Genomic DNA, 18,691 nt, shown 5'->3' on the forward strand with positions numbered 1-18,691 from the left:
CAGTGTGAGCCAAAGAGTAGAGCCTGCCAATCCGTTGTCGTGGGCACGCCCGGCCCAGCCGAGCGGAGATGCTGAGGGCAAGGAAGGTGGGCGACCTCGGGCATTTGTGCGGCGGTTAGTGCGACGTTCTGCGGCTGCGTCGCCCCAAGTGCACAGGGCCGGCTGACCTGTGCAGACGTCCGCAGGTCGCGGTTGCGCGTATTGGGCGGATTCTGCGGCAGCTTTCACACGTTGAGGTCAAGCCAGCTGCTCGACGGCGAGTTGAGGGGTAGGCGTAGCCGTTTCCACAACTGTCCTCATCGCCGCACCAGTCTCCGGCTTGCGCTGCGGACGTCTAATGGCGCCTGTCGCCGTCGCGATCTTCAACCCTCGACGCTCCGATCCCGGCCTGCGTGCAGGCGCCTGCGCCAGGGCTACCGGAGACTAAATGCCAGCGGCGGCGCGGAAGGAGACGCCGCGGCCGAACGGCTTCGTACCGAGCCGGGGGTCGTCCTCGCTGTGTCCGACGGCGCCGTCGCGGGGGACGGGGCACGTTCATCCGGCGCCGCGAGCGCCACGTGGTCGGGTCGCGATCGCTCACGTACAACGAGCCCACGATCTCCGGGAACGCCGGGCCTAGGGGTGTGCCGCGGCGTGCATACACCGACACCGACGCGTCGTCGCCGATTGTGGCCAGCGCACGGTAACCCGTCGAACTTCGGCTCGTAACGCCACCCGCCCAACCGGGTGGAGGTAACCGCTCGATGCCCTTGGCGCATTGGCACGATCGGCCCGGTGATACGCACAACGAGGAACCTCAGGGTGATGCCAGACTGCGGTCCCACGCCACGAACTCGGCTGTTTATCAGCGCGGGGTGCAGCCCGATGGGGCTCGTCAGGTCGAGTGTTGACGTCCCTCCGTGAGTAGTGGAACAACTCCGACTACTCAGGTGTGGATTAGCTGAGCGGCCTCAGTCAGGACTACAACGAGAGACGACCGGTAGAACGGCGGCTCTTCGCTCGCCTTTCCCGTGTTTGACCTGGTGCTGTCCTGGGTGAAGGGTCGCTGAGTGGCTGCAACGACTTGTCGGGAAATGGGCTCGTCTGGCGTCGCGGGAGCGCATGCTTGGTTGACCAACGCGCGTCCTGCCACGCGCCGTCGTCCGTAGGAGACCTCATGCGTGCGTTTCCTGCCGTAGGGCTGCTCGCCCTCATCGCTTCCCTCACGTTCGGGGCTACGTCTTCGGCTGTAGGTGGAGGAAGAGCCGACGCGGCGGTGAGGACGTGTGCCCCCGACTTGCCGAACCAGGACATGAACGGTGACGGCAGCCAACCTCCCAACATCTGGCCTGAGCCAGACTACGGAGACGCCGTCGTCGGCGCACCAGGAGAAAACCACGCCGCGGGCGCGATCCATGTCTTCCACGGCTCCTACATGGGACTCGCCGTCGGGCCCAACGACGAGGGCGACAACGAGGACCAGTGGATCCGCCAGGACACGCCCGGAGTTGCCGGCGGGTCGGAGCCGAACGACCGGTTCGGGGCGGCCGTCGTCACCGGCGACTTCAACGGTGACCACTGCGCCGACGCCGCGGTCGGTGTCCCCGGCGAGGACGGCAATGCGGGCGCGGTCAACGTGTTCTACGGTTTCAACGGCGATGGGCTTCTCGGCACCACCGGGAACAAGATGCTCCTCGAAGGGACCGCCTCAATCCCAGGACCGCGGCATACCGGGGAGCGTTTCGGTTCGGGGCTGGCGATCGGTGACCTCAACGACGACGGCATCACCGACCTGGCTATCGGCGCACCCGGTGAGGGCGGCGCCGCGGGTGCGGTGTTCGTCGTCTACGGCAACGCCGCCGGGCTGAACGCGGGACCGACTCATGCGGTGCGGCTGGCCCAGTCGTCGCCGCTCATCCCGGGGGCATCGGAGGCCTCAGACCGGTTCGGTGCCAGCCTGACCGTGGGCGACTTCGCCGGTGATGGGATCGACGACCTCGCGATCGGAGTCCCCGGGGAGGACTCCAACTCCGGCAGTGTGGCCGTCGTACCGGGCGGCCGCGGTGCTGCACTCACCGGTGCCGGGTCGAAGGTCTGGTCCCAGAACAGCGCCGGCATCATCGGAGCGGCCGAACCCAACGACCGCTTCGGCACCGCCCTCGGTGCTGGCGCTGTCACCCCTGACGGCCGTGAGGACCTGGTGGTCGGGGTTCCGGGCGAGAACGGCAGCGGGGCGATCGCGATCCTGTTCGGCTCCGCGACCGGACTCACATCCGCGAGGGATGAGTTCTGGTCCCAGAACACCGCTGGAGTCACCGGAACTGCCGAGGCCGGAGACCAATTCGGCGTCACCGTTGTGGTCGGGGACATCGGCCGCACGGCCGCCGAGGAAGTGGTCGTCGGTGTCCCCCGTGATCGCGTAAGCGGCGTGCCGGCGGCAGGGGCGATTCAAATCTTCTGGGGCCAAACTACTGGACCCAGTGCCGCCGGGGACGCCGAGGAGCTCCTCAGCCAGGACACTTCGTCGTTCGGCGAGTGGAAAATGCCGGGAGTCGCAGAGACCGGCGACAAGTTCGGCGCCTCCCTCGCCATGGTGAATATGGGTGGGCCTGGAGCGGCGGAACTTCTCATCGGGGCACCAGGCGAGACAGTCGCCGGCGTCCCCCACGCCGGCGTCATCCAGACCGGCTTCGGCCAGGCCGTCTCAACCCGCGGGTTCGATGTCGAAGGGCCCCTCGAACCAGACGGCGCCTTCGGCGCCGCGCTTGGCAACCCAGGCCGGCCATAACTCACGCCGCATGACGGTTCGCCTGGTGGGTCGGCTCTCGCATCCGCCCTGGTGCACGGCATCGTCACGCCGCGGCGGAGCAACCAGGATCGTAGAACTGGTGGCTCGGAGCATTGCGTGGAGGACGTTGATGCGTCGTCTGGCCAGAGCGATGACAGCCTGCTGGTGGGCCCTTCCCTCCTTGCGTTACGGGCCTAGAAGGTCTTGCTCGCGGGATCACTGGTCAAGGCGCAGAACGCGGACTGATGGAAGATGCGCTTTAGTCTGCGGTTGCCGCCAGCCGCCCGGCGCAGGTAGCGCACCTTCCCTGACCTCAATTGCCGGCGCCAGGCCGGCCGCGGCGGCCATGTGGTCACCGTTGGGGAAGCGGTAGCAGGGCTGATGCTGCCCGACCGCACTGATCGCGGTAGAGGGGCGCCATCCGGCTGTGGCGCCAACCCGTCGTCAGACGCGCCTGACGGGTTCTGACTCTGTGATGCCGGCAGGTTCGACGTGCGTCAGGCAGGCGGCGTCGTCCCAGATGTAGACAACCTCGTCGAGGAGCACGCCGTGGTCGTCGAAGTGTCGCTGGCCGAGCAGGGTGCCGCCGATTCCTTCGTAGAAGGCGCGGGCGCGTGCGTTGACGGCGAGTACCCCGATCGACAGTCGCCGTCGTCCACGCGAAACGAGGAACGCGGCCAGGTCTGCGACCAACGCCCGCCCGATCCCACAGCGTTGTCGGCTGGTGTCCACGTACAGGGCGTAGCACTCGCCGGTCGGGTGGGCGGCACGGTTCGCGTCGTCGAAGGGCCAGTCTGCCGGCGGCCCGCCCATGGCGATGCCGACGATCTCGCCGGCCGTGTCCTCGGCGACGCAGACGTACTCTTGCGGGTCCTCGGCCTCGGCGATCTCACGCAACGTCCGTTCCCACCCCCGTGCAGACGACTCGTACGTGCGCTTCAGCAGAAGGTGCTCGGGGACCTGACCGCGGTGGGCGGTGCGGAACGTGTCGACGAACACCCGACTCATCGCCAGCACGTCTTCCAACCTCGCTGCTCGGACCCTGAACCCGCGGCGCTCGCCCGTCTGTCCCATCCGGTCGTCCGTCACAAGATCACATGATGGTCCGCAGATGCTCAGGTCGTCATCGAAACTGATCAACTCCCGGACCGCGACGCTCAGGTTGTCATGCCATGCATCTGTCGCGGCGCGTGCCGCCTGACGCCAGCGGGCTCGGCGGCGGTTGTGAACACAATCACCTGGGGCGGCTTTAGGCCACCGGAGACTCTGCAAACGGTGCTCACCTACTTATGGCGAAATGGGTTCATCGTGGAGGGAGGGAGCGCATGCTTGGTTGATCACGTGCGTCCTTCCACGCGCCCTTGGCCGGAGGGGAGATCTGATGCGTGCGTTTCCTGCCGTGGGGCTCCTTGCCCTCGCCGCCTCACTTGCGTTCGGAGCTGCGTCTTCGGCGGTGGGTGTAGGGAGAGCCGACGCGGCGGTGTCGGCGTGTCTGGCCACGGAGTTGCCGTGGGAGGACATGAACGGGGATGGGTACGGAGACCTCGCGGTTGGGGCGCCTGGGGAGAACCACGCCGCGGGTGCGATCCATGTCTTCCACGGCTCGAACAACGGGCTCACCGCTGGTGACTCCGCCGGCAGGTACGAGGACCAGTGGATCAGCCAAGACACGCCCGGAGTCGCCGGCGGGTCGGAGCCGAACGACCGGTTCGGGGCGGCGGTGGTCACCGGCGATTTCGACGGTGACGGCTGTGTCGATGCCGCGGTGGGTGTCCCGGGCGAGGACGGTTCCGCTGGTGCGGTCAACCTGTTCTACGGTGCCAACGGCACGGGGCTTCTCGTCACCACCGGGAACAAGATGCTGGTCGAGGGAACCGCCTCGATTCCTGGTCCGCGCACCGCGGGGGAACGGTTCGGTGCGGCGCTGGCGGTCCGTGACCTCAACCTCGACGGCTTCGCCGATCTGGTCATCGGCGCGCCCGGCGATGTGGACGGTGGTGTCGCCGCGGGGGCGGTGTTCGTCATCTACGGCAGCATCACAGGGTTGAATGCGGGACCCATCCATGCGGTGCGGCTGGCCCAGTCGTCTCCGCTGATCCCGGGGGCTTCGGAGGCGTCGGACCGGTTCGGTGCCAGCCTGACCGTGGTCTGGGTCGGGGAATACCCTTCCCTGGCAATCGGGGTCCCCGGGGAGAACTCGAGCTCCGGTGGTGTGGTCGTGGTGCCGGGCAACCAAGATGCGGCTATCACCGGTGCCGGGTCGAGGTTCTGGTCCCAGAACAGCGCTGGCATCGTCGGAGCTGCCGAACCTAATGACGGCTTCGGCACAGCCGTCGATGCTGGGAATGTCACCCTGGACGGCCGCGAGGACCTGGTGGTCGGGATCCCGGGGGAGAACAACCGGAGCGGGGCCATCGCGATCCTGTTCGGATCGGAGTCCGGAGAACTCACATCCGCGGGGAATCAGTACTGGTCGCAGAACACCGCGGGTGTAACCGGAACTGCCGAGGCCGGGGACCAATTTGGCGCCACTGTCGCAGTGGGGGGACTGTGGGCGTCGGGGGACGGGAGGGTGTGGGAGGAGGACGTCGTTGTCGGTGTTCCCGGCGACCGCGTCGGTTGTGTGCCGGCGGCCGGGGCCGTCCAGATCTTCTACGGTCCCCCCACCAACACCGGCCCCAGCACCGGAAACGCAGAAGTACTCCTCAGCCAGGACACCCCCGGGGTGCCGGGAGCCGCAGAGACCGGCGACAAGTTCGGCGCCTCCTTCGCCACCGTGAACCTGAGGAACGGAGCCAACATCGCGAATGCGGAGGACCTTCTCGTCGGGGCACCCGGCGAGACAGTCTCCGGCGTCCGCCATGCCGGTGTCTTCCACGACTTCCGGGGCGGCGTGTACCCGCGTGATTTCGCCGACTGGCCGCTGTTCAACAAGGCCATCTCAGCCGGCACCACCGAAGTCAAAGGCCCCCTCGAGCCAGACGGCGCCTTCGGCGCCGCACTCAGCGTCCATGATGCGTTTTGACCCGCACCGAAGCGATAGGCCGCCGAGAAGTTGAGGTCCGGGCTTTGTAGAAACCGTGAGGAAGGATACCCGCACATGAATGCCGCGGATACACAGGCCGTTATCGAGCGCTATTTCGAAGTCATGGGCCGTGGTGAGGATTTTTCGACCTTCTACGCTGACGTTGTGAGCTGGACGACATTCGACGGCGCGACGACGATCGTCGGCCCGAGCGAGGTCCGGGACTACATCACGGAGTTGCACAACAACATGCCCGACGGAGAAAGTCGGATCGTGTATGCAGATGGGATTGCGTACATTGAGGGGTACTGCGCCGATCCGCGCGGTACCGGCGCCGATCGAATAGCGTGGTGCCTCGCCTACGACGTGGCAGACGGCGTGATCACATCGGCGCGCTTGTATGGAGAGCTTGGGTTCCTGGTCCCGGGCCGTTGAACACCCACGTCTTCGGGTCACCCGCGGGCAGGGGAGGGTGGCAGCGGGGGAGGTTCGATGATCGACGAGGAAGCTGTGTCAGTCCCGACCCGGCTTCGCGCGGCGGGTATCTGGGTGGTCGGGGGCCACGTGCTCATGGAGAGCATGGCGGATCGTGAGCTGTGGGGGATCCCGGCGGCGGCGTCCAGGGATGGGGAGACGCTGATTCGGGCCTGCCAGCTAAACAGTCGCGTACTCGCCGTAGATCGTTTGGCGTCCGCGGCCGCTTCAGCGTTGACGGGTCCTGCCATAACGGTTGGCGTAGATGTCGCGCACCATGCAGATCTGCGTGCCGTGGTGGCTCACCTCATTGAGCATCGCCGCGAGGGCGTGGTCGCCGCGCCCCCACGGATGGCCCGGGTAGTCCCGCTCGAGCATTTCGTCGGTGGTGTTCTTGAGCGCTTCCTTGAGCGCGGCCCAGCCGTCGTTGAATCGCGCCAGGCCCTCCTCGACGGTGGGGATGATCGTGTGGCCCCACATGCGCCCGTAGATCTCGCGTGTCGGGGTGGTGGGGCCGCCGACGATCTCGAGCTCGGCGAACAGGCCAGGCCTTGTCCGTAGGCGGCGAGCATGCGGGGGTGGAGTCGTCCTCGTTCCGTGGCGTGGAGCACCAGGTCCACAGAGCCGTCGACGCGTGCGGCGGGGACGGGTTCGATGTGTCCGGCGCAGATGCCGGCGTAGAGGATTTCGGCGATGCGGTGGCAGGTGAGCATGCGGGGGGATGCGTAGTGGCGGGACCGGTACAGCCGGTCCTGGATGTCTACGCGTTCGCGGTGGGGTGGGCGGCGAGGATGGTGTCCGCGCCGTCGACGCGTTTCACAGCGGCGTACCCGGTCCGGTCCTTCGAGCGTGGGCGCCATGAGCTTGTCGCCGGCGGGTGCCCGCCAGCTGCCGTCGCCGGAGTAGATCCCGCCGCCTGGCGTCTGGCGTACATGGTCGTTGATGGCGTCAACGACTTCCTTGAGCTGCTGGCGCCGCCGCCCGGTCGGCACTTCGTACCCGTCGACTTCCTGTTGGCCGTATCTGCGCTGTTGCCCCACACCCCCTCTTCTAAATCGAACGCCTGACACTCTCCTCGGCTTGGTGTGGGTTCTTCGCCGGGCCGGGAGAGGTGTTTGGTGGGGTTGGGGTGTGGGGCGGGGCGTGAAGAGACGCGCACGTGGTTGCCCTTAGGTTCTGGGTGTCGAATCCTTAACCGTCTGGAGCAACGCACGTGCGCATCACCGCGGTATTCAACCGCATTCTGGGCCTGCCCGGGGCATCGGTGTGCTCGGTGGACTTCACCACCGATGGCCTCGTTGTTGGTCTTCGCCGCCGGGGGGCCGCCGCTACCGGTGTGGGTGCGGGTACTCGACCCGGTCCCGCTATGACCTGTCCAGCCGCCGCTGGCGCCACCTGGACTTCGGGGCCACCAAGGTGTGGCTGGAAGCCGACATCGCCCGCACGGGGTCAGTTTCCGCGAAGCGCTGGCAGGCTCGGGTTTCCAGCGCGTGGCGGAGTGGTGGCTAGTGGCGGCGATAGCGGGCGAAAGTGGCGTCCAGTTGCTCCTATGTCAAGCGGCGGCCGTCACGGCCGGGTCGTGGTTGATGTTGGCGTCGGCTTGCAGGGCACGGTAGACGACGTCGGAGAGTCGTCGTTTGAGGGCACGGATCGACTCTGTCTTGGTATCGCCTTGAGTCCGTCGTCGTTGGAGAAACTCTCGTGCCTGTGGGTGGTAGTGGGCCTGGGTGATTGCGATGCGGTGCAGAGCGGCATTGAGTTGTCGGTTGCCGATGCGGGATAGCCGATGCCGTTCGTGGTTGCCGGACCAGACCGGGACGGGGGCGGTCCCGTTGTGGCGTGCGAAGGCGTGCCGGGAGCGGAACCGTGTGACGTCGGCGGTCTCTCCGATGATCTTTGCGGCGGTCAGGATCGCGCACCCGGGCAGCTCAAGCAGGTTCGGCGCCAGGCGGGATACCAGCGGTTCGAGTTCACGGTCGAGCGCACGGATCTGCGCGGTGAGGTCGCGGCAGCGGTCCACGAGGTCTCGGGCAAGTCGGGCCACCAGCCCATCGATGCCGATCAGGCGAGCGGTGACGCCGGCAAGGTTCTTCGGCCTCCACAAAGTGCGGGGCGGGAGCTGCCAGGACGGGTCGATCTCGTGGAGGTGCCAGCGAAGGCGGTTGATCACACGGGTCCGTTCGGCGACCATGTCGTCGCGGTGGCTTAACAGCAGCCTGACTTCGCGTGCAGGCCCGTCCAGACGCGCGGTCGGCAGGTTCGGCTCGCGTAGGGCCGCTCGCGCAACCGCCAATGCGTCGATCGGGTCGGACTTACCGTAGCTGCGGGCGCTGTCGCGGACATGAGCCATCAGCTTGGGAGGGACGCGCACGATGCGTTCCCCTGCACCGAGCAGGTCTCGTTCGAGGCGTCGGGACAGGTGGCGACAGTCCTCGACCGCCCACATCCTCTCGTCGCCGAACTGCTCTGCCCACGTCAGCATGGCCAGGTGATCGTCGGTGGTTGTTCCAGTCGTGCGTTGGCCGAGCTTACGACCGAGGTCGTCGACCGCGACGACGGTGTGGCTGCGCTTGTGAGCATCGATTCCGAGTACGACCATGGAACCTGTCTCCCGTTCTCTTCATTCGGTGATGGGTGACAGGACCGGCCGGTGGGCACAGCTCAGTTGGGGCGACGCCACGCTCCTATCAAGCCACGCCGGCCGGTCCAGCAGGACCCGGACGGCCGCACAACTGGACATGGCCACCAACGGCACAGAGTGGTGGAGCGAGCCAGCCGAGCCCTGCACGTCACCTTGACACTGAGCAGAGTGGTGTACCGCAGCGCCTTGTTGATGGGCGTGTCGTAGACGCGTAGGGCGGTCATCGCGTGATCCTTCGAACTGAGTTCCCGCTCAAGCTCAAGGAGACCTTCGCGATGACCGCCAAGCCCAGTATGACCCCTGACCGGTTCCTGCACGAACAGCTGGCTGCTGCGTCGCCGGACCTGCTGCGCGAGTTGTTGTCCACGTTCATCGACGCGCTGATGGGCGCGGAAGCCGATGCGGTCTGCGGCGCCCCGTACGGGGTGGCCAGCCCGGACCGGACGAACTCCCGTAACGGCTACCGTCACCGTGACTTCGACACCCGCACCGGCACGATCGACGTGGGCATCCCCAAGCTCCGCTCGGGTTCGTACTTCCCGGACTGGCTGCTGGAACGGCGCCGCCGGGCCGAACGGGCCCTGACGTCGGTGGTGGCGACCTGTTACCTGCTCGGGGTGTCGACGAGGCGGATGGAGAAACTTGTCGAACAGCTCGGCATCACCCGCCTGTCGAAGTCCCAGGTCAGCGTGATGGCTGCGGAGCTGGACGAGCAGGTGGAGGCGTTCCGCACCCGGCCCTTGGACGCCGGCCCCTACGCGTTCGTCGCGATGGACGCCCTGGTGCTGAAGGTCCGTGAGGGTGGCCGGGTCGTCGGGGTGCACGCCCTCGTCGCGACCGGTGTCAACGCCGACGGACACCGGGAGATCCTCGGCGTCGACGTCACCTCCGCCGAAGACGGTACCGGCTGGCTGGGGTTCCTGCGTGGGCTGGTCGCCCGCGGCCTGTCCGGTGTCGGGCTGGTGACCTCTGATGCCCACGCCGGCCTGGTCACAGCGATCGGGGCGACCCTGCCCGGCGCGGCCTGGCAGCGGTGCCGCACCCACTACGCCGCGAACCTCATGGCCGTGACACCGAAGGCGTCTTGGCCGTGGGTGCGGACGCTGCTGCACTCGGTCTATGACCAGCCCGACGCCGCCGCGGTGCACGACCAGTTCAACCGCGTCCTGGACGCCCTGACCGACAAGCTGCCCAAGGTCGCCGACCACCTCGAGGCCGCACGGCCCGACGTGCTGGCGTTCACCGGCTTCCCCAAGCAGCTGTGGCGACAGATCTGGTCCAACAACCCCCAAGAACGCCTCAACCGGGAGATCCGACGGCGCACCGACGTCGTCGGGATCTTCCCCGACCGCAACTCACTCATCCGCCTCGTCGGAGCCGTCCTCGCCGAACAACACGACGAGTGGATCGAAGGCCGCCGCTACCTCGGCCTGGACCTCCTCGCCAAAGCCCGCAACGACATCGTCTCCGAGGAGGTGACCGACACCGACCTCAAGGCGCTCAGCGCCTAACCCACGAAGAGATCACGCGACACGACCGCTACACCACGCCAATGGACTTGACCCGGGCGAACGGCAGACGATGACCTACCACCGTTCTGAATGTCGGCTCCGCCATCGGGCTCACCGAGGCGCAGTCGCCGTTCCCGATGGGTCGATCCCGGTGCCGGCCAGGCAGGACTCGATAGCGGTCGGGTCGAAGAACCCGGTCTCCATCCCACCAAGAAGATGCCAGCCGACAAGGGCCAGCCGAAAGGCGCGCCGGACCGGTACGAGAGCCGCTACTTCGATCTCACTCAACGGCCAGCCTTGCTGGCGCAGCTCGTCCGCATAGCCAGGAAGAAGGCCGGGTGCCCGCTAGGACCGCGCAGCAATGAGTTCGTACGGCCGGCTGCCCAGATGGGTGACCGCGAAGTCGATGACACCGACGAGCCGGTCCCCGTCGTAGTGCACGTTCTGGTCGCCCATGAAGTCGCCGTGAATCACGGTGAGCGGCAGGTCCGCAGCACCGAGCGTGACGAACTGGTTCGCGACCGAGGCAGCAGCGGCCCTCGCCCAGGCGGCCAACCGCGGAAAACGGTCGGAGAGTTCGTCGAGCCCAGCGTCCCAGTCGACCGGGGCCATGACAGGGAGCCCGTGCCTTAGCGGCCGCCAACCGGATCGTTGCCCGAGGTGTGAAGCCAGTGGCCGAAGCGCGACGTGCAACCGAGCCAGGTCCGCGCCCCGCTGTCGCTGCTGAAGTGGGGTCTCCTGCTCCAGAGCCCGCCCCGGTACAAACCGGGTGAGCCCGTACCAGCGGCCGTCGTATTCGACCGGTGAGCACAGCGGTTCCGGTACGAGCCAGCCCCGTGCACCCAGGTACGTCAGAATCACGTTCTCATAGCGCAGGTCATCGGCATCCGCTCCGGCGTGATAGCGACGCAGGACGCACCGCTCCCCCGACCTCGGCCACACATGCCAGTTCGCGTTGCCGTCGGCGCCGTGGTTGGCCGGGATCGCCAGAACAAGTGATGCGTCGACACCGAGAAATTCGAGGATGTCCCGCATTCGGCCACGCTATATCTGGCGCTTGGCGGTGTCCGCGATAAACACAGTGTGGGTCGGGGAGGTCAGGGGAGCAGCGGCGGCCCGACGATCTGGATGCCGTGGCGAGCGGCGATCCGGGTCAGCTCGGCTGGATCCGGTGGCGGCTTGGTCGCCGAGTCCTGCGGCGACGCCCCCACCTCGGCCACGAACCGGTCGAAGCCCGCCGGTGTGTGCAGAGTAAGGAATCGGGCCTGCGGGGAGGTGACGACGAAGCCGTGGGCCAGCCCTCGTGGCAGCAGCGTCAGGCCGCCCGAACCGACGCTTAAGACCCGCTCACCGACCTCCACGCGCAGGGTGCCGTCGAGTACTAGGAAGGTTTCCTCATCGGCGTCGTGCAGGTGGAGCGGCGACATGTATCCCCGCTCACCTTCGTGCTCCAGGATCGCGAAAGCGCCGTCGGTGTCCGGCGCGGTGGCCCGCATCCGGACGAGGCCACCGAGGAAGGAGACGGCGGACTGGCTGTCCGGATCCGTGACGACCGGCCGGCTGAACGCACCACTCACATAGGTCATGGGCACAATCAAGCTCCCGCCGTGGTCGTTGTCAACGACGCTTCCCCAAGGGGCGACAACCGGCAGCAGGCGTCACGTGAGGACCCGCTCAGTGGGTTCGTCAGCGGGTCCGGCCCAGACCTCCACGGCCTTCTGTGTGATCCAGTACAGGGTGAAACCGCCGATCACGATGGACTCCTCCACGAAGATCCAGTGCTCCATGCCGCCCCGCTTCCCGGCGATCCAGACGATCGCCATACGCGGGCCGCTGGTCGGGGTTCTGCGGACTAGGGCGTGTCTCCCAGTTCGCGTAGCCAGGTGATGATCGCGCCGAGTACGACGCCGCCGCGGTAGGTCAGGGCGAGCTTGTCGTACCTGGTGGCCAAGCCTCGCCACTGCTTCAGGACGTTGAAAGAACGCTCGATGACGTTGCGCCCCTTGTACGCCTCGGCGTCGAACGCCGGTGGTCGGCCACCCTTGGAGCCCTTGCGTTTGCGGTGTCCTGTCTGGTCGGACGGTTCGGCGATCACCGCGGTGATGCCACGGGAGCGCAGCAGCGCCCGGTTGCCGCGGGAGGAGTACGCCTTGTCCGCCAGGACCGCGTCGGGTCGGGTCCGCGGGCGCCCTCGACCCTGCCTGGGTACGCGAATCGCCTTGAGCAGGTTCGCGAACATCGGCGAGTCGTTGGCCTGGCCGGGCCCGAGCAGCAGCACGAGCGGGCGGCCCTTGCCGTCGCACAAGTGGTGAATCTTCGTGCTCAGGCCTCCGCGGGAGCGGCCGATGGCGTGGTCAGCCGGCTCGATCCGCAGATTCGTGTGATTCGACAGTTCCCCCTGTGCCAGTGGCGGGCCTGGTCAGGTTGGTGCCGTGCTGGTGCGCGCGGTTGATCGTCGAGTCCACGCTGACCGACCAGTCGATGTCACCGGCCGCGTCGGCGTGCGCGAGCAGCGCGGTGTGGATCCGGTCCCAAGTGCCGTCGCCGCAGAACCGGCGATGCCGCTTCCAGACCGTCTGCCACGGCCCGAACCGCTCCGGCAGGTCACGCCAGGCGATGCCGGTCCGGAACCGGTACACGACACCCTCGACGATCCTGCGGTGGTCCCGAAACCTGTTGCCCCGCTTGCCGTCCGAGGACGGCATCAAGGGCTCGATCAGCTCCCACTGGGCATCGGACAGCACGGCTGAACGCGACATCGGTCAACCATCGCAGCCCGGAAGGCCGACATTCGGGAGACACGCCCTAGCTGGCCTTATGCGAATCGATGCCGATGACGACGTCGTGGTCCATGTCCAGGTTTCCTCTCGCGACACCAGATGGGAGCGCGAAGGGCAGACTGACGTCCGGCGCAGCAGACAGGCCGTAGCTCGCTAAGCCGATGGAGCCAGCACCCGAAGACGGCTGAAACGGTGTAGTCATTGGCCCCATCGGTTGCCTCTACCTTTGGGAGCGCGTCGGCTGGTGGCGCTTCGGCCGCCTCGTAAATCGCTCGGGTTACTCGGCTGAGCGGACCCCGATGTTGAAGATGTAGCTTCGCCGCGGTCGGTCGGCCGAGTGGTTCGCACCGGTGAAGTGTGGGGTTCCGGGCGCATGCATGGTGCAGCCGCCGGACGGGATCTCGGCCACGACGACGCGGGAGAGATCGAGCTGAGCGGTGGGATCGGTGAGGGCGAGCAACCTTCCCTCGTCTTCGGAGCTGCCCGAGGCCACATAGTGCTGGAGGAGCGGACCCTGGTGGCGCCCCGGTATGAACTGCATGCAGCCGGTCTGGGTATCCACATCGTCCAGGGGCACCCAGAACTGGATGGATCGATCGTGCATCTGCGTGCCGGTGTCGACGAACGGCATGGCGCCGTACGCATAGTCCTGATGCCATGGTGTGACGTGCGGGTGCCCGGGCGGCTTGTAGATCAACATGTCGAAGGTCCGTACCAACTGATCGGTTCCGATAAGTTGCTGGGCCACCACGAGTGCATTGTCGACGGCGGGATTGCGGTCGAAGAGTGGGTGTGCCTGCGCCGGCCGCATGACTTGGCAGGTGATGCCTCCGAGCATCCGGTCGGAAGGGTTGGCGTCCTGACGGGCCAGGAGGTCGTCGTACGCAGTGCGCAGTGCGGCCGTCGTCGCCGGTCCGATGAGGCGGTCGACCACGAGGAAGCCGTCGCTCTGTCACGAAGCGACCTGCTCACCGCTCAGACAAGGGGGCTCGTCCGTGATCGACGCTGGTGAACTCACTCTGCGGTCCTTTCGCTGGTCTTGGTGACCTGTGCCCGGGTGGGACCTTGGTCGTGGCTGGCGGAGGGCCGGCAGGTGGAGTCTTTCGGCGTAACGATCGTCCGCCACGACAAGCGCATGTTGGGATTGAATCTCAACGACCTGTCCATCTTCCAGTACGACGGGCATTCGCCCGGTCCTACTGTCGAGAACCGGTCGGACGCCCGCACTGTGGCATCCGGCGCTCGCCGCCGATCTCGAATCGGAAGGTGCCAGCCAGAGCGAACGACTGCTGGCCCACCGCCCGCCCGTCGCGGCGCCTGCTTGGTCAGGTGGTGCGGCCGATGTGGATTACGAGCACGGTGACGGTGTGGTCTTCGATCTCGTAGACGATGCGGTAGGGGCCGATCCGTACTCGGAACGCGGGTCCGATCCTGGTGACGTAGGGCGGGTAGGGGTTGGCGGTGAGCTCGTCGAGCACGGTGAAGACTTGACCCACGCCGGCCGGGTCGTCGTCGAGGTACCCGGCGAGACTGTTCAGCGCGTTCTCGCGCCAGTCGAGGGTGTAGGTCACTCCGAGAGCCCGAGCCGGCGCTTGGCCTGCTCGTGGGGGACGGTCCGCAGGGTGCCGTTGGCTTTCTCGAGCTGATACTGGGTGATCGCGAGCCGGTCTTCGAGGTCTTCCAGTTCGGCGGCGCTGATGATCGCGGCCGCGGCTTGGCCGTGGTCGGTGATGATGACGCGTTGGCGGGTGTGCGCGGCGCGTCGTACGAGGCTGCCGAAGCGGGTCCGTGCGTCGGTGATGGTGACGACCTCGGCGGAGGCGTCGGGTGTCGGCTCGGGCAGACCGTGGCTCATGACACACAAGTGTGCACTACCTGACACTTGATGCCGGTGCCGACGGCGGCGTGTCGGCGCCGATGGCTGGCGCCGTCAGCCTGGACGTCGGAGCCGGCGAGGGCCGGTGCCGGAGGGGGTACGCACGCCATCGCCGCGACGGTAGCGGTCTGGGTGGGTCGCACGGTGGGGTCAAGCGCCAGTCCGGTGGCGTCCGGCGGGCTGCGGCTGGTCGGGTCATGGCACGGCGAATACGCGGCGAAGGGGTTGGCCGGTGCGGTGAATCTGCTGGTCGCAGGGGCTGTTGGAGATTGCTTGAAACCGCTAAGGCAGGACCCACCTGTCTTCATGGGTTCGAATCCCATGCCCTCCGCTTCAGCGGTATAGCTGCCCTGGCCTCCGGGCTCGGCGGGCAGACCGCGCTTCATGCCCGCGTCGGTAGTCCAGATCGAAAGCTTTATCGGTAGTCCCTGCTGACCGTGGGCGCGGTTAGATCGAGTCATGACGTCCACGGAGCTCGGAATACAACTGCGTGCCTGGCGTGACCGCCTGGCGCCCGACGACGCCGGCCTGCCCAGCCAGCCACGGCGGCGAGCCTCCGGCCTCCGTCGCGAGGAGGTCGCCGCCCTGGCAGGGGTTTCGGCGGACTACTTGGTGCGGCTCGAGCAGGGCCGCGCACGCAATCCCTCTCCGCAGGTGGTGCAGGCGCTCGCCCAGGCGCTCCAGCTCGACCATGAGGAGTCAGATCGGCTATACCGGATGGCCGGGCACTTCCCGCCCACCTCCGGGCGGATGGTCCGCCAGATCACCCCGAGCGTGCTTCGTATCGTGGATCGGCTCGGCGAGACGCCGGTGACGGTGATCGACGCGGCGTGGGAGACGGTCGTGCAGAATCGGGCGGCGGACGCCTTGTTCGGCGACGTTTCGCACCTGGAGGGACGCGGCCGCAACCGGGCCTGGCGGACGTTCATGGACGTCCCCGGTATGGGCACCCTGGAACCGCAGACTCGCTCCATGGTGGAGCGCGACGTCGTCGCCGACCTGCACGCGGCGCTGATCCGGCTGCCCGACGACCCGGACCTCGTCTCGCTGGTCGCCGACTTGCGCGAGCAGAGCCCACGCTTCGCCGAGTTGTGGGACACCACCCCGGCCAGGGTGCGCGGTGCCCAGCGCAAGACTCTCGACCACCCGGTCGTCGGGCGGATGACCGTCGACTGCGACGTCCTTACGGTTCACGGCAGCGACCTGCAGATCGTGGTGTTCACGGCCGAGCCCGGAACTCCGGACGCCGACGCACTGACGAGGGCGATCCTCGCGGGATTCCAGGGCGTCTCGGTGGGCTGATCAGTGCCCCTCGACCGGCTTGGATCGAACCCGGTCGAGCGTTTCCAGGTCCTCGGCCTCAAGCTCGATGTCGATCACGGCCATGTTCTCCTCCAGGTGGGCGACCGAGCTGGTGCCTGGGATGAGCAGCAGGCCGTCGTACTGCGCAAGCGCCCAGGCCAACGCGACCTGGCTCGGCGTGACGCCGTGTTTCGCCGCAACTGTGCTCACGTGCGGGTCGACGGCCAGTGCTTTGGGCCCGCCACCTCCGAAGGCGGAGCCGAGTGGGAAGAAGGGCACGTAGGAGACGCCGTGCTCGCGGCACAGCTCCAGTACGGGCTCGTCGCTGCGGTCGAGGATGCCGAACGGGTTTTGCACCCCGCCGATCCCAACCGTGTCGATTGCCTTACGCACGGTCTCCGCGGTGACGTTGGAGACCCCGATCAGGTCGATGTCGCCGGCCTCGCGGAGCTCGGCGAGCGCCCCCAGCTGGTCGGCCAGGTCTGGCTCGCGGGCGTCCGGCTCGCTGCGCTCGAACCGGCGCAGGTTCACGAGATCGATCCGGTCGACGTCGAGTGCCTTGAGGTTTTCACGGACCTGGTGCTTGAGCTCATCAGGCTCCGCCGCCCGGATCCAGCCACCGTCCGAGTCGCGCACCGCCCCGACCTTGGTCACGAGGCGCAAGTCGCCAGGGTAGGGATGCAGCGCCTCCCGGATCAGCTCGTTGACGACGTCGGGTCCGTAGAACTGCGCGGTGTCGATGTGGTCGACGCCGAGCTCCACCGCACGCCGCAGGACCGCGAGCGCTCCGTCACGGTCCTTGGGTGGCCCGAACACCCCGGGGCCGGCGAGTTGCATCGCGCCGAAACCGATGCGGTGAACGGGCTTGTCTCCGAGAAAGGACATGGATTCAGTCATGTCGCCACGCTGCCTCGGCCGCCACGACCGGACGAGAGGACCTCTTGTCCTAGGAATCGGAGTACCACCTTGGACCATCCGATCATCGGCTGCTTGTTCCATTGACCCAGGACCGGCGCCTGGCCAGGCTCGGTCCCGCGTCGACGCACCCGCCCGCGATACCCGGGTAGATCGCAGACTGCGTATTCGTGACGCCCATCCTCTCCGCGGAGTGGGCCTACGCCAGGACCGCGCGTGGGCAGGCCGCCAGTGATCCGCGACGCTGGCACCGGCTACGACTACGACGACATCGTCCGGCTGCTGCCCTGAGGACCCACCACAAGCCGGCCGGTGTGGCGCCTGCTCGGTCAGGTGGTGCGGCCGATGTGGATTACGAGCACGGTGACGTGTGGTCCTCGATCTCGTAGACGATGCGGTAGCGCCCGATCCGCTATCGAAGTGCCGACCCGATCTTGGTGGCGTAGGGCGCGTAGGGATTGGCGGTGAGCTCATCGAGAACCGTGAAGACTTCACCCACGCCGGCAGGATCATCGTCGAGATATCCGGCGAGGCTGTTCAGCGCGTTCTCGCGCCAGTCGAGGGTGTGGGTCACTCGGTGAACCCAAGTCTGCGCTTGGCCTCCTCGTGCGGGACGGTCCGAAGGGTGCCGTTGGCTTTCTCGAGCTACTGGGTGATCGCGAGCCGGTCTTCGAGGTCTTCCAGTACGGCGGCGCTGATGCCCCCACCAGGGCGTATGGACGACGTGCTGTCGCTGTGACCCGTAGATTCGGGCGGTGCCCTGGTTCTGGCTTCCGATCATGTGGCTCGGCGCGACTGCAATCTGCGGCCAGGTTCTGCTCTTGGGCGATCGGCAACGATCGCTACGCCAGCGGCTTGGCGAGATCGGGGAGGGCGGGAGTGCGTGGGGGCTCGCCCTCGTTGCCGTCATTGTCGGAGGTGTGGTCGGCGCGACCATCGGCGCTACCGGACCGGGTGTTGGGGACAGTGCCGCCGCCGGCATGGGCGCAGGCTTCCTTGCCTGGACAGGCGGGGTTGCCTTCGCTCTCATCTCGTCCAAGCGCGACAGGAGGGGCGGCGACCACCGAGCCGACGAGTGACGTTCCCACCTCGCCCTCCTCGCAGGCCGTTCTCCGGCGTCGACCGAGCCCATCACTACGGGAGGAACGATGCTCCCGTAGTGATCGTCGCGGCGTCTGCCCACGGGTCGTGCGTCGTGCACGCCGGTCGGGTCGTCATCGAGGTATCCGGCCGGGCTGTTGAGGGCGTTCTCGCGCCAGTCGAGGGTGTAGGTCATTCGGCGAATCCGAGCCTGCGCTTGGCCTACTCGTGCGGGATGGTCCGCAGCGTGCCGGTGGCCTTCTCGAGCTCATACTGGGCGTTCGAGGACTTCCAACTCCGGGAGTGTGTGGGTTCGCCTC

At 67.3% G+C, this 18,691-nt stretch carries 16 protein-coding genes and 2 pseudogenes; 6 read left to right on the forward strand and 12 right to left on the reverse strand.

Going from position 1 to position 18,691, the window contains the following annotated elements:
• Window positions 1-1,276 precede the first annotated feature (1,276 nt).
• Complete coding sequence (locus FHR37_RS27665; RefSeq protein ID WP_175542863.1) at window positions 1,277-2,767, forward strand: FG-GAP repeat protein; 1,491 nt, start codon at window positions 1,277-1,279, stop codon at window positions 2,765-2,767.
• A 444-nt stretch (window positions 2,768-3,211) separates the two neighbouring features.
• On the opposite strand, the gene FHR37_RS27670 is transcribed toward FHR37_RS27665, so the two are convergent.
• Window positions 3,212-3,856, reverse strand: a complete 645-nt coding sequence (locus FHR37_RS27670; RefSeq protein ID WP_092890676.1) for a GNAT family N-acetyltransferase — start codon at window positions 3,854-3,856, stop codon at window positions 3,212-3,214.
• Between the two features lie 292 nt (window positions 3,857-4,148).
• On the opposite strand from FHR37_RS27670, the gene FHR37_RS27675 reads away from it, so the two are divergent.
• Together FHR37_RS27675 and FHR37_RS27680 are read left to right on the forward strand one after the other, a co-directional pair.
• Window positions 4,149-5,792 (forward strand): FG-GAP-like repeat-containing protein, encoded by a 1,644-nt coding sequence (locus FHR37_RS27675; RefSeq protein WP_175542862.1) that lies wholly within the window; start codon window positions 4,149-4,151, stop codon window positions 5,790-5,792.
• Window positions 5,793-5,867: 75 nt separating this feature from the next.
• Window positions 5,868-6,227: a nuclear transport factor 2-like protein gene (locus tag FHR37_RS27680; RefSeq protein ID WP_092890670.1), complete on the forward strand. Its 360-nt coding sequence runs from the start codon at window positions 5,868-5,870 to the stop codon at window positions 6,225-6,227.
• Between the two features lie 267 nt (window positions 6,228-6,494).
• Here FHR37_RS27680 and FHR37_RS27685 read toward each other — a convergent pair whose 3' ends face one another.
• Complete coding sequence (locus FHR37_RS27685; RefSeq protein ID WP_175542861.1) at window positions 6,495-6,746, reverse strand: hypothetical protein; 252 nt, start codon at window positions 6,744-6,746, stop codon at window positions 6,495-6,497.
• Between the two features lie 98 nt (window positions 6,747-6,844).
• On the opposite strand from FHR37_RS27685, the gene FHR37_RS27690 reads away from it, so the two are divergent.
• Window positions 6,845-7,333 carry a hypothetical protein gene (locus tag FHR37_RS27690; RefSeq protein ID WP_175542860.1) on the forward strand — a complete coding sequence of 163 codons (489 nt, stop codon included), beginning with the start codon at window positions 6,845-6,847 and terminating at the stop codon, window positions 7,331-7,333.
• A 485-nt stretch (window positions 7,334-7,818) separates the two neighbouring features.
• Here FHR37_RS27690 and FHR37_RS27695 read toward each other — a convergent pair whose 3' ends face one another.
• Window positions 7,819-8,865, reverse strand: a complete 1,047-nt coding sequence (locus tag FHR37_RS27695; RefSeq protein WP_179770981.1) for an IS110 family RNA-guided transposase — start codon at window positions 8,863-8,865, stop codon at window positions 7,819-7,821.
• A 317-nt stretch (window positions 8,866-9,182) separates the two neighbouring features.
• Between FHR37_RS27695 and FHR37_RS27700 the strand changes: the two genes are divergently transcribed.
• A complete protein-coding gene (locus FHR37_RS27700) occupies window positions 9,183-10,418 on the forward strand; it encodes an IS256 family transposase (RefSeq protein WP_179771054.1) in 1,236 nt (411 codons plus the stop codon).
• 345 nt (window positions 10,419-10,763) lie between these two features.
• Here the strand turns inward: FHR37_RS27700 and FHR37_RS27705 are convergent, their stop codons facing one another.
• The 7 genes and pseudogenes from FHR37_RS27705 to FHR37_RS27735 all read right to left on the reverse strand — a co-directional run bounded on the left by FHR37_RS27705 (window position 10,764) and on the right by FHR37_RS27735 (window position 15,053).
• A complete protein-coding gene (locus FHR37_RS27705; RefSeq protein WP_092890833.1) occupies window positions 10,764-11,453 on the reverse strand; it encodes a phosphotransferase in 690 nt (229 codons plus the stop codon).
• A gap of 62 nt (window positions 11,454-11,515) precedes the next feature.
• Entirely contained in the window at window positions 11,516-12,004 is a 489-nt protein-coding gene (locus FHR37_RS27710; protein WP_092890836.1) for a cupin domain-containing protein, read from the reverse strand.
• Between the two features lie 72 nt (window positions 12,005-12,076).
• The gene (locus FHR37_RS27715) at window positions 12,077-12,241 is read right to left on the reverse strand and encodes a hypothetical protein (RefSeq protein ID WP_175542877.1); all 165 of its coding nucleotides are present in this window, start codon (window positions 12,239-12,241) and stop codon (window positions 12,077-12,079) included.
• Between the two features lie 29 nt (window positions 12,242-12,270).
• Window positions 12,271-13,177 (reverse strand): annotated as a pseudogene (locus tag FHR37_RS27720) (IS5 family transposase).
• A gap of 298 nt (window positions 13,178-13,475) precedes the next feature.
• A pseudogene (locus tag FHR37_RS27725) lies at window positions 13,476-14,138 on the reverse strand (phytanoyl-CoA dioxygenase family protein); the annotation flags it as partial.
• A gap of 385 nt (window positions 14,139-14,523) precedes the next feature.
• Entirely contained in the window at window positions 14,524-14,769 is a 246-nt protein-coding gene (locus tag FHR37_RS27730) for a type II toxin-antitoxin system RelE family toxin (RefSeq protein ID WP_092889737.1), read from the reverse strand.
• Window positions 14,766-15,053 carry a type II toxin-antitoxin system prevent-host-death family antitoxin gene (locus FHR37_RS27735; protein ID WP_092889734.1) on the reverse strand — a complete coding sequence of 96 codons (288 nt, stop codon included), beginning with the start codon at window positions 15,051-15,053 and terminating at the stop codon, window positions 14,766-14,768. Before FHR37_RS27735 ends, FHR37_RS27730 begins: the two co-directional genes overlap by 4 nt.
• 480 nt (window positions 15,054-15,533) lie before the next feature.
• On the opposite strand from FHR37_RS27735, the gene FHR37_RS27740 reads away from it, so the two are divergent.
• Window positions 15,534-16,376 (forward strand): helix-turn-helix transcriptional regulator, encoded by an 843-nt coding sequence (locus FHR37_RS27740; RefSeq protein ID WP_092889731.1) that lies wholly within the window; start codon window positions 15,534-15,536, stop codon window positions 16,374-16,376.
• Here FHR37_RS27740 and FHR37_RS27745 read toward each other — a convergent pair whose 3' ends face one another.
• Both FHR37_RS27745 and FHR37_RS27750 read right to left on the reverse strand, forming a co-directional pair.
• Window positions 16,377-17,273: an oxidoreductase gene (locus FHR37_RS27745; protein ID WP_092889728.1), complete on the reverse strand. Its 897-nt coding sequence runs from the start codon at window positions 17,271-17,273 to the stop codon at window positions 16,377-16,379. It abuts the gene before it with no gap.
• Window positions 17,274-17,703: 430 nt separating this feature from the next.
• Window positions 17,704-17,865, reverse strand: coding sequence for a hypothetical protein (locus FHR37_RS27750; RefSeq protein ID WP_175542823.1), 162 nt, complete (start codon window positions 17,863-17,865; stop codon window positions 17,704-17,706).
• Window positions 17,866-18,691 lie beyond the last annotated feature (826 nt).

The organism is Actinopolymorpha cephalotaxi (assembly GCF_013408535.1).
In the GTDB taxonomy this organism is placed as follows: domain Bacteria; phylum Actinomycetota; class Actinomycetes; order Propionibacteriales; family Actinopolymorphaceae; genus Actinopolymorpha; species Actinopolymorpha cephalotaxi.

Coding starts and splice junctions, on each gene's coding strand:
- FHR37_RS27675 (WP_175542862.1), top strand. CDS start 4,149: ATGCGTGCGTTTCCTGCCGTGGGGCTCCTTGCCCTCGCCGCCTCACTT.
- FHR37_RS27680 (WP_092890670.1), top strand. CDS start 5,868: ATGAATGCCGCGGATACACAGGCCGTTATCGAGCGCTATTTCGAAGTC.
- FHR37_RS27685 (WP_175542861.1), bottom strand. CDS start 6,746: ATGTGGGGCCACACGATCATCCCCACCGTCGAGGAGGGCCTGGCGCGA.
- FHR37_RS27695 (WP_179770981.1), bottom strand. CDS start 8,865: ATGGTCGTACTCGGAATCGATGCTCACAAGCGCAGCCACACCGTCGTC.
- FHR37_RS27700 (WP_179771054.1), top strand. CDS start 9,183: ATGACCGCCAAGCCCAGTATGACCCCTGACCGGTTCCTGCACGAACAG.
- FHR37_RS27705 (WP_092890833.1), bottom strand. CDS start 11,453: ATGCGGGACATCCTCGAATTTCTCGGTGTCGACGCATCACTTGTTCTG.
- FHR37_RS27710 (WP_092890836.1), bottom strand. CDS start 12,004: ATGACCTATGTGAGTGGTGCGTTCAGCCGGCCGGTCGTCACGGATCCG.
- FHR37_RS27715 (WP_175542877.1), bottom strand. CDS start 12,241: ATGGCGATCGTCTGGATCGCCGGGAAGCGGGGCGGCATGGAGCACTGG.
- FHR37_RS27735 (WP_092889734.1), bottom strand. CDS start 15,053: ATGAGCCACGGTCTGCCCGAGCCGACACCCGACGCCTCCGCCGAGGTC.
- FHR37_RS27740 (WP_092889731.1), top strand. CDS start 15,534: ATGACGTCCACGGAGCTCGGAATACAACTGCGTGCCTGGCGTGACCGC.
- FHR37_RS27745 (WP_092889728.1), bottom strand. CDS start 17,273: ATGACTGAATCCATGTCCTTTCTCGGAGACAAGCCCGTTCACCGCATC.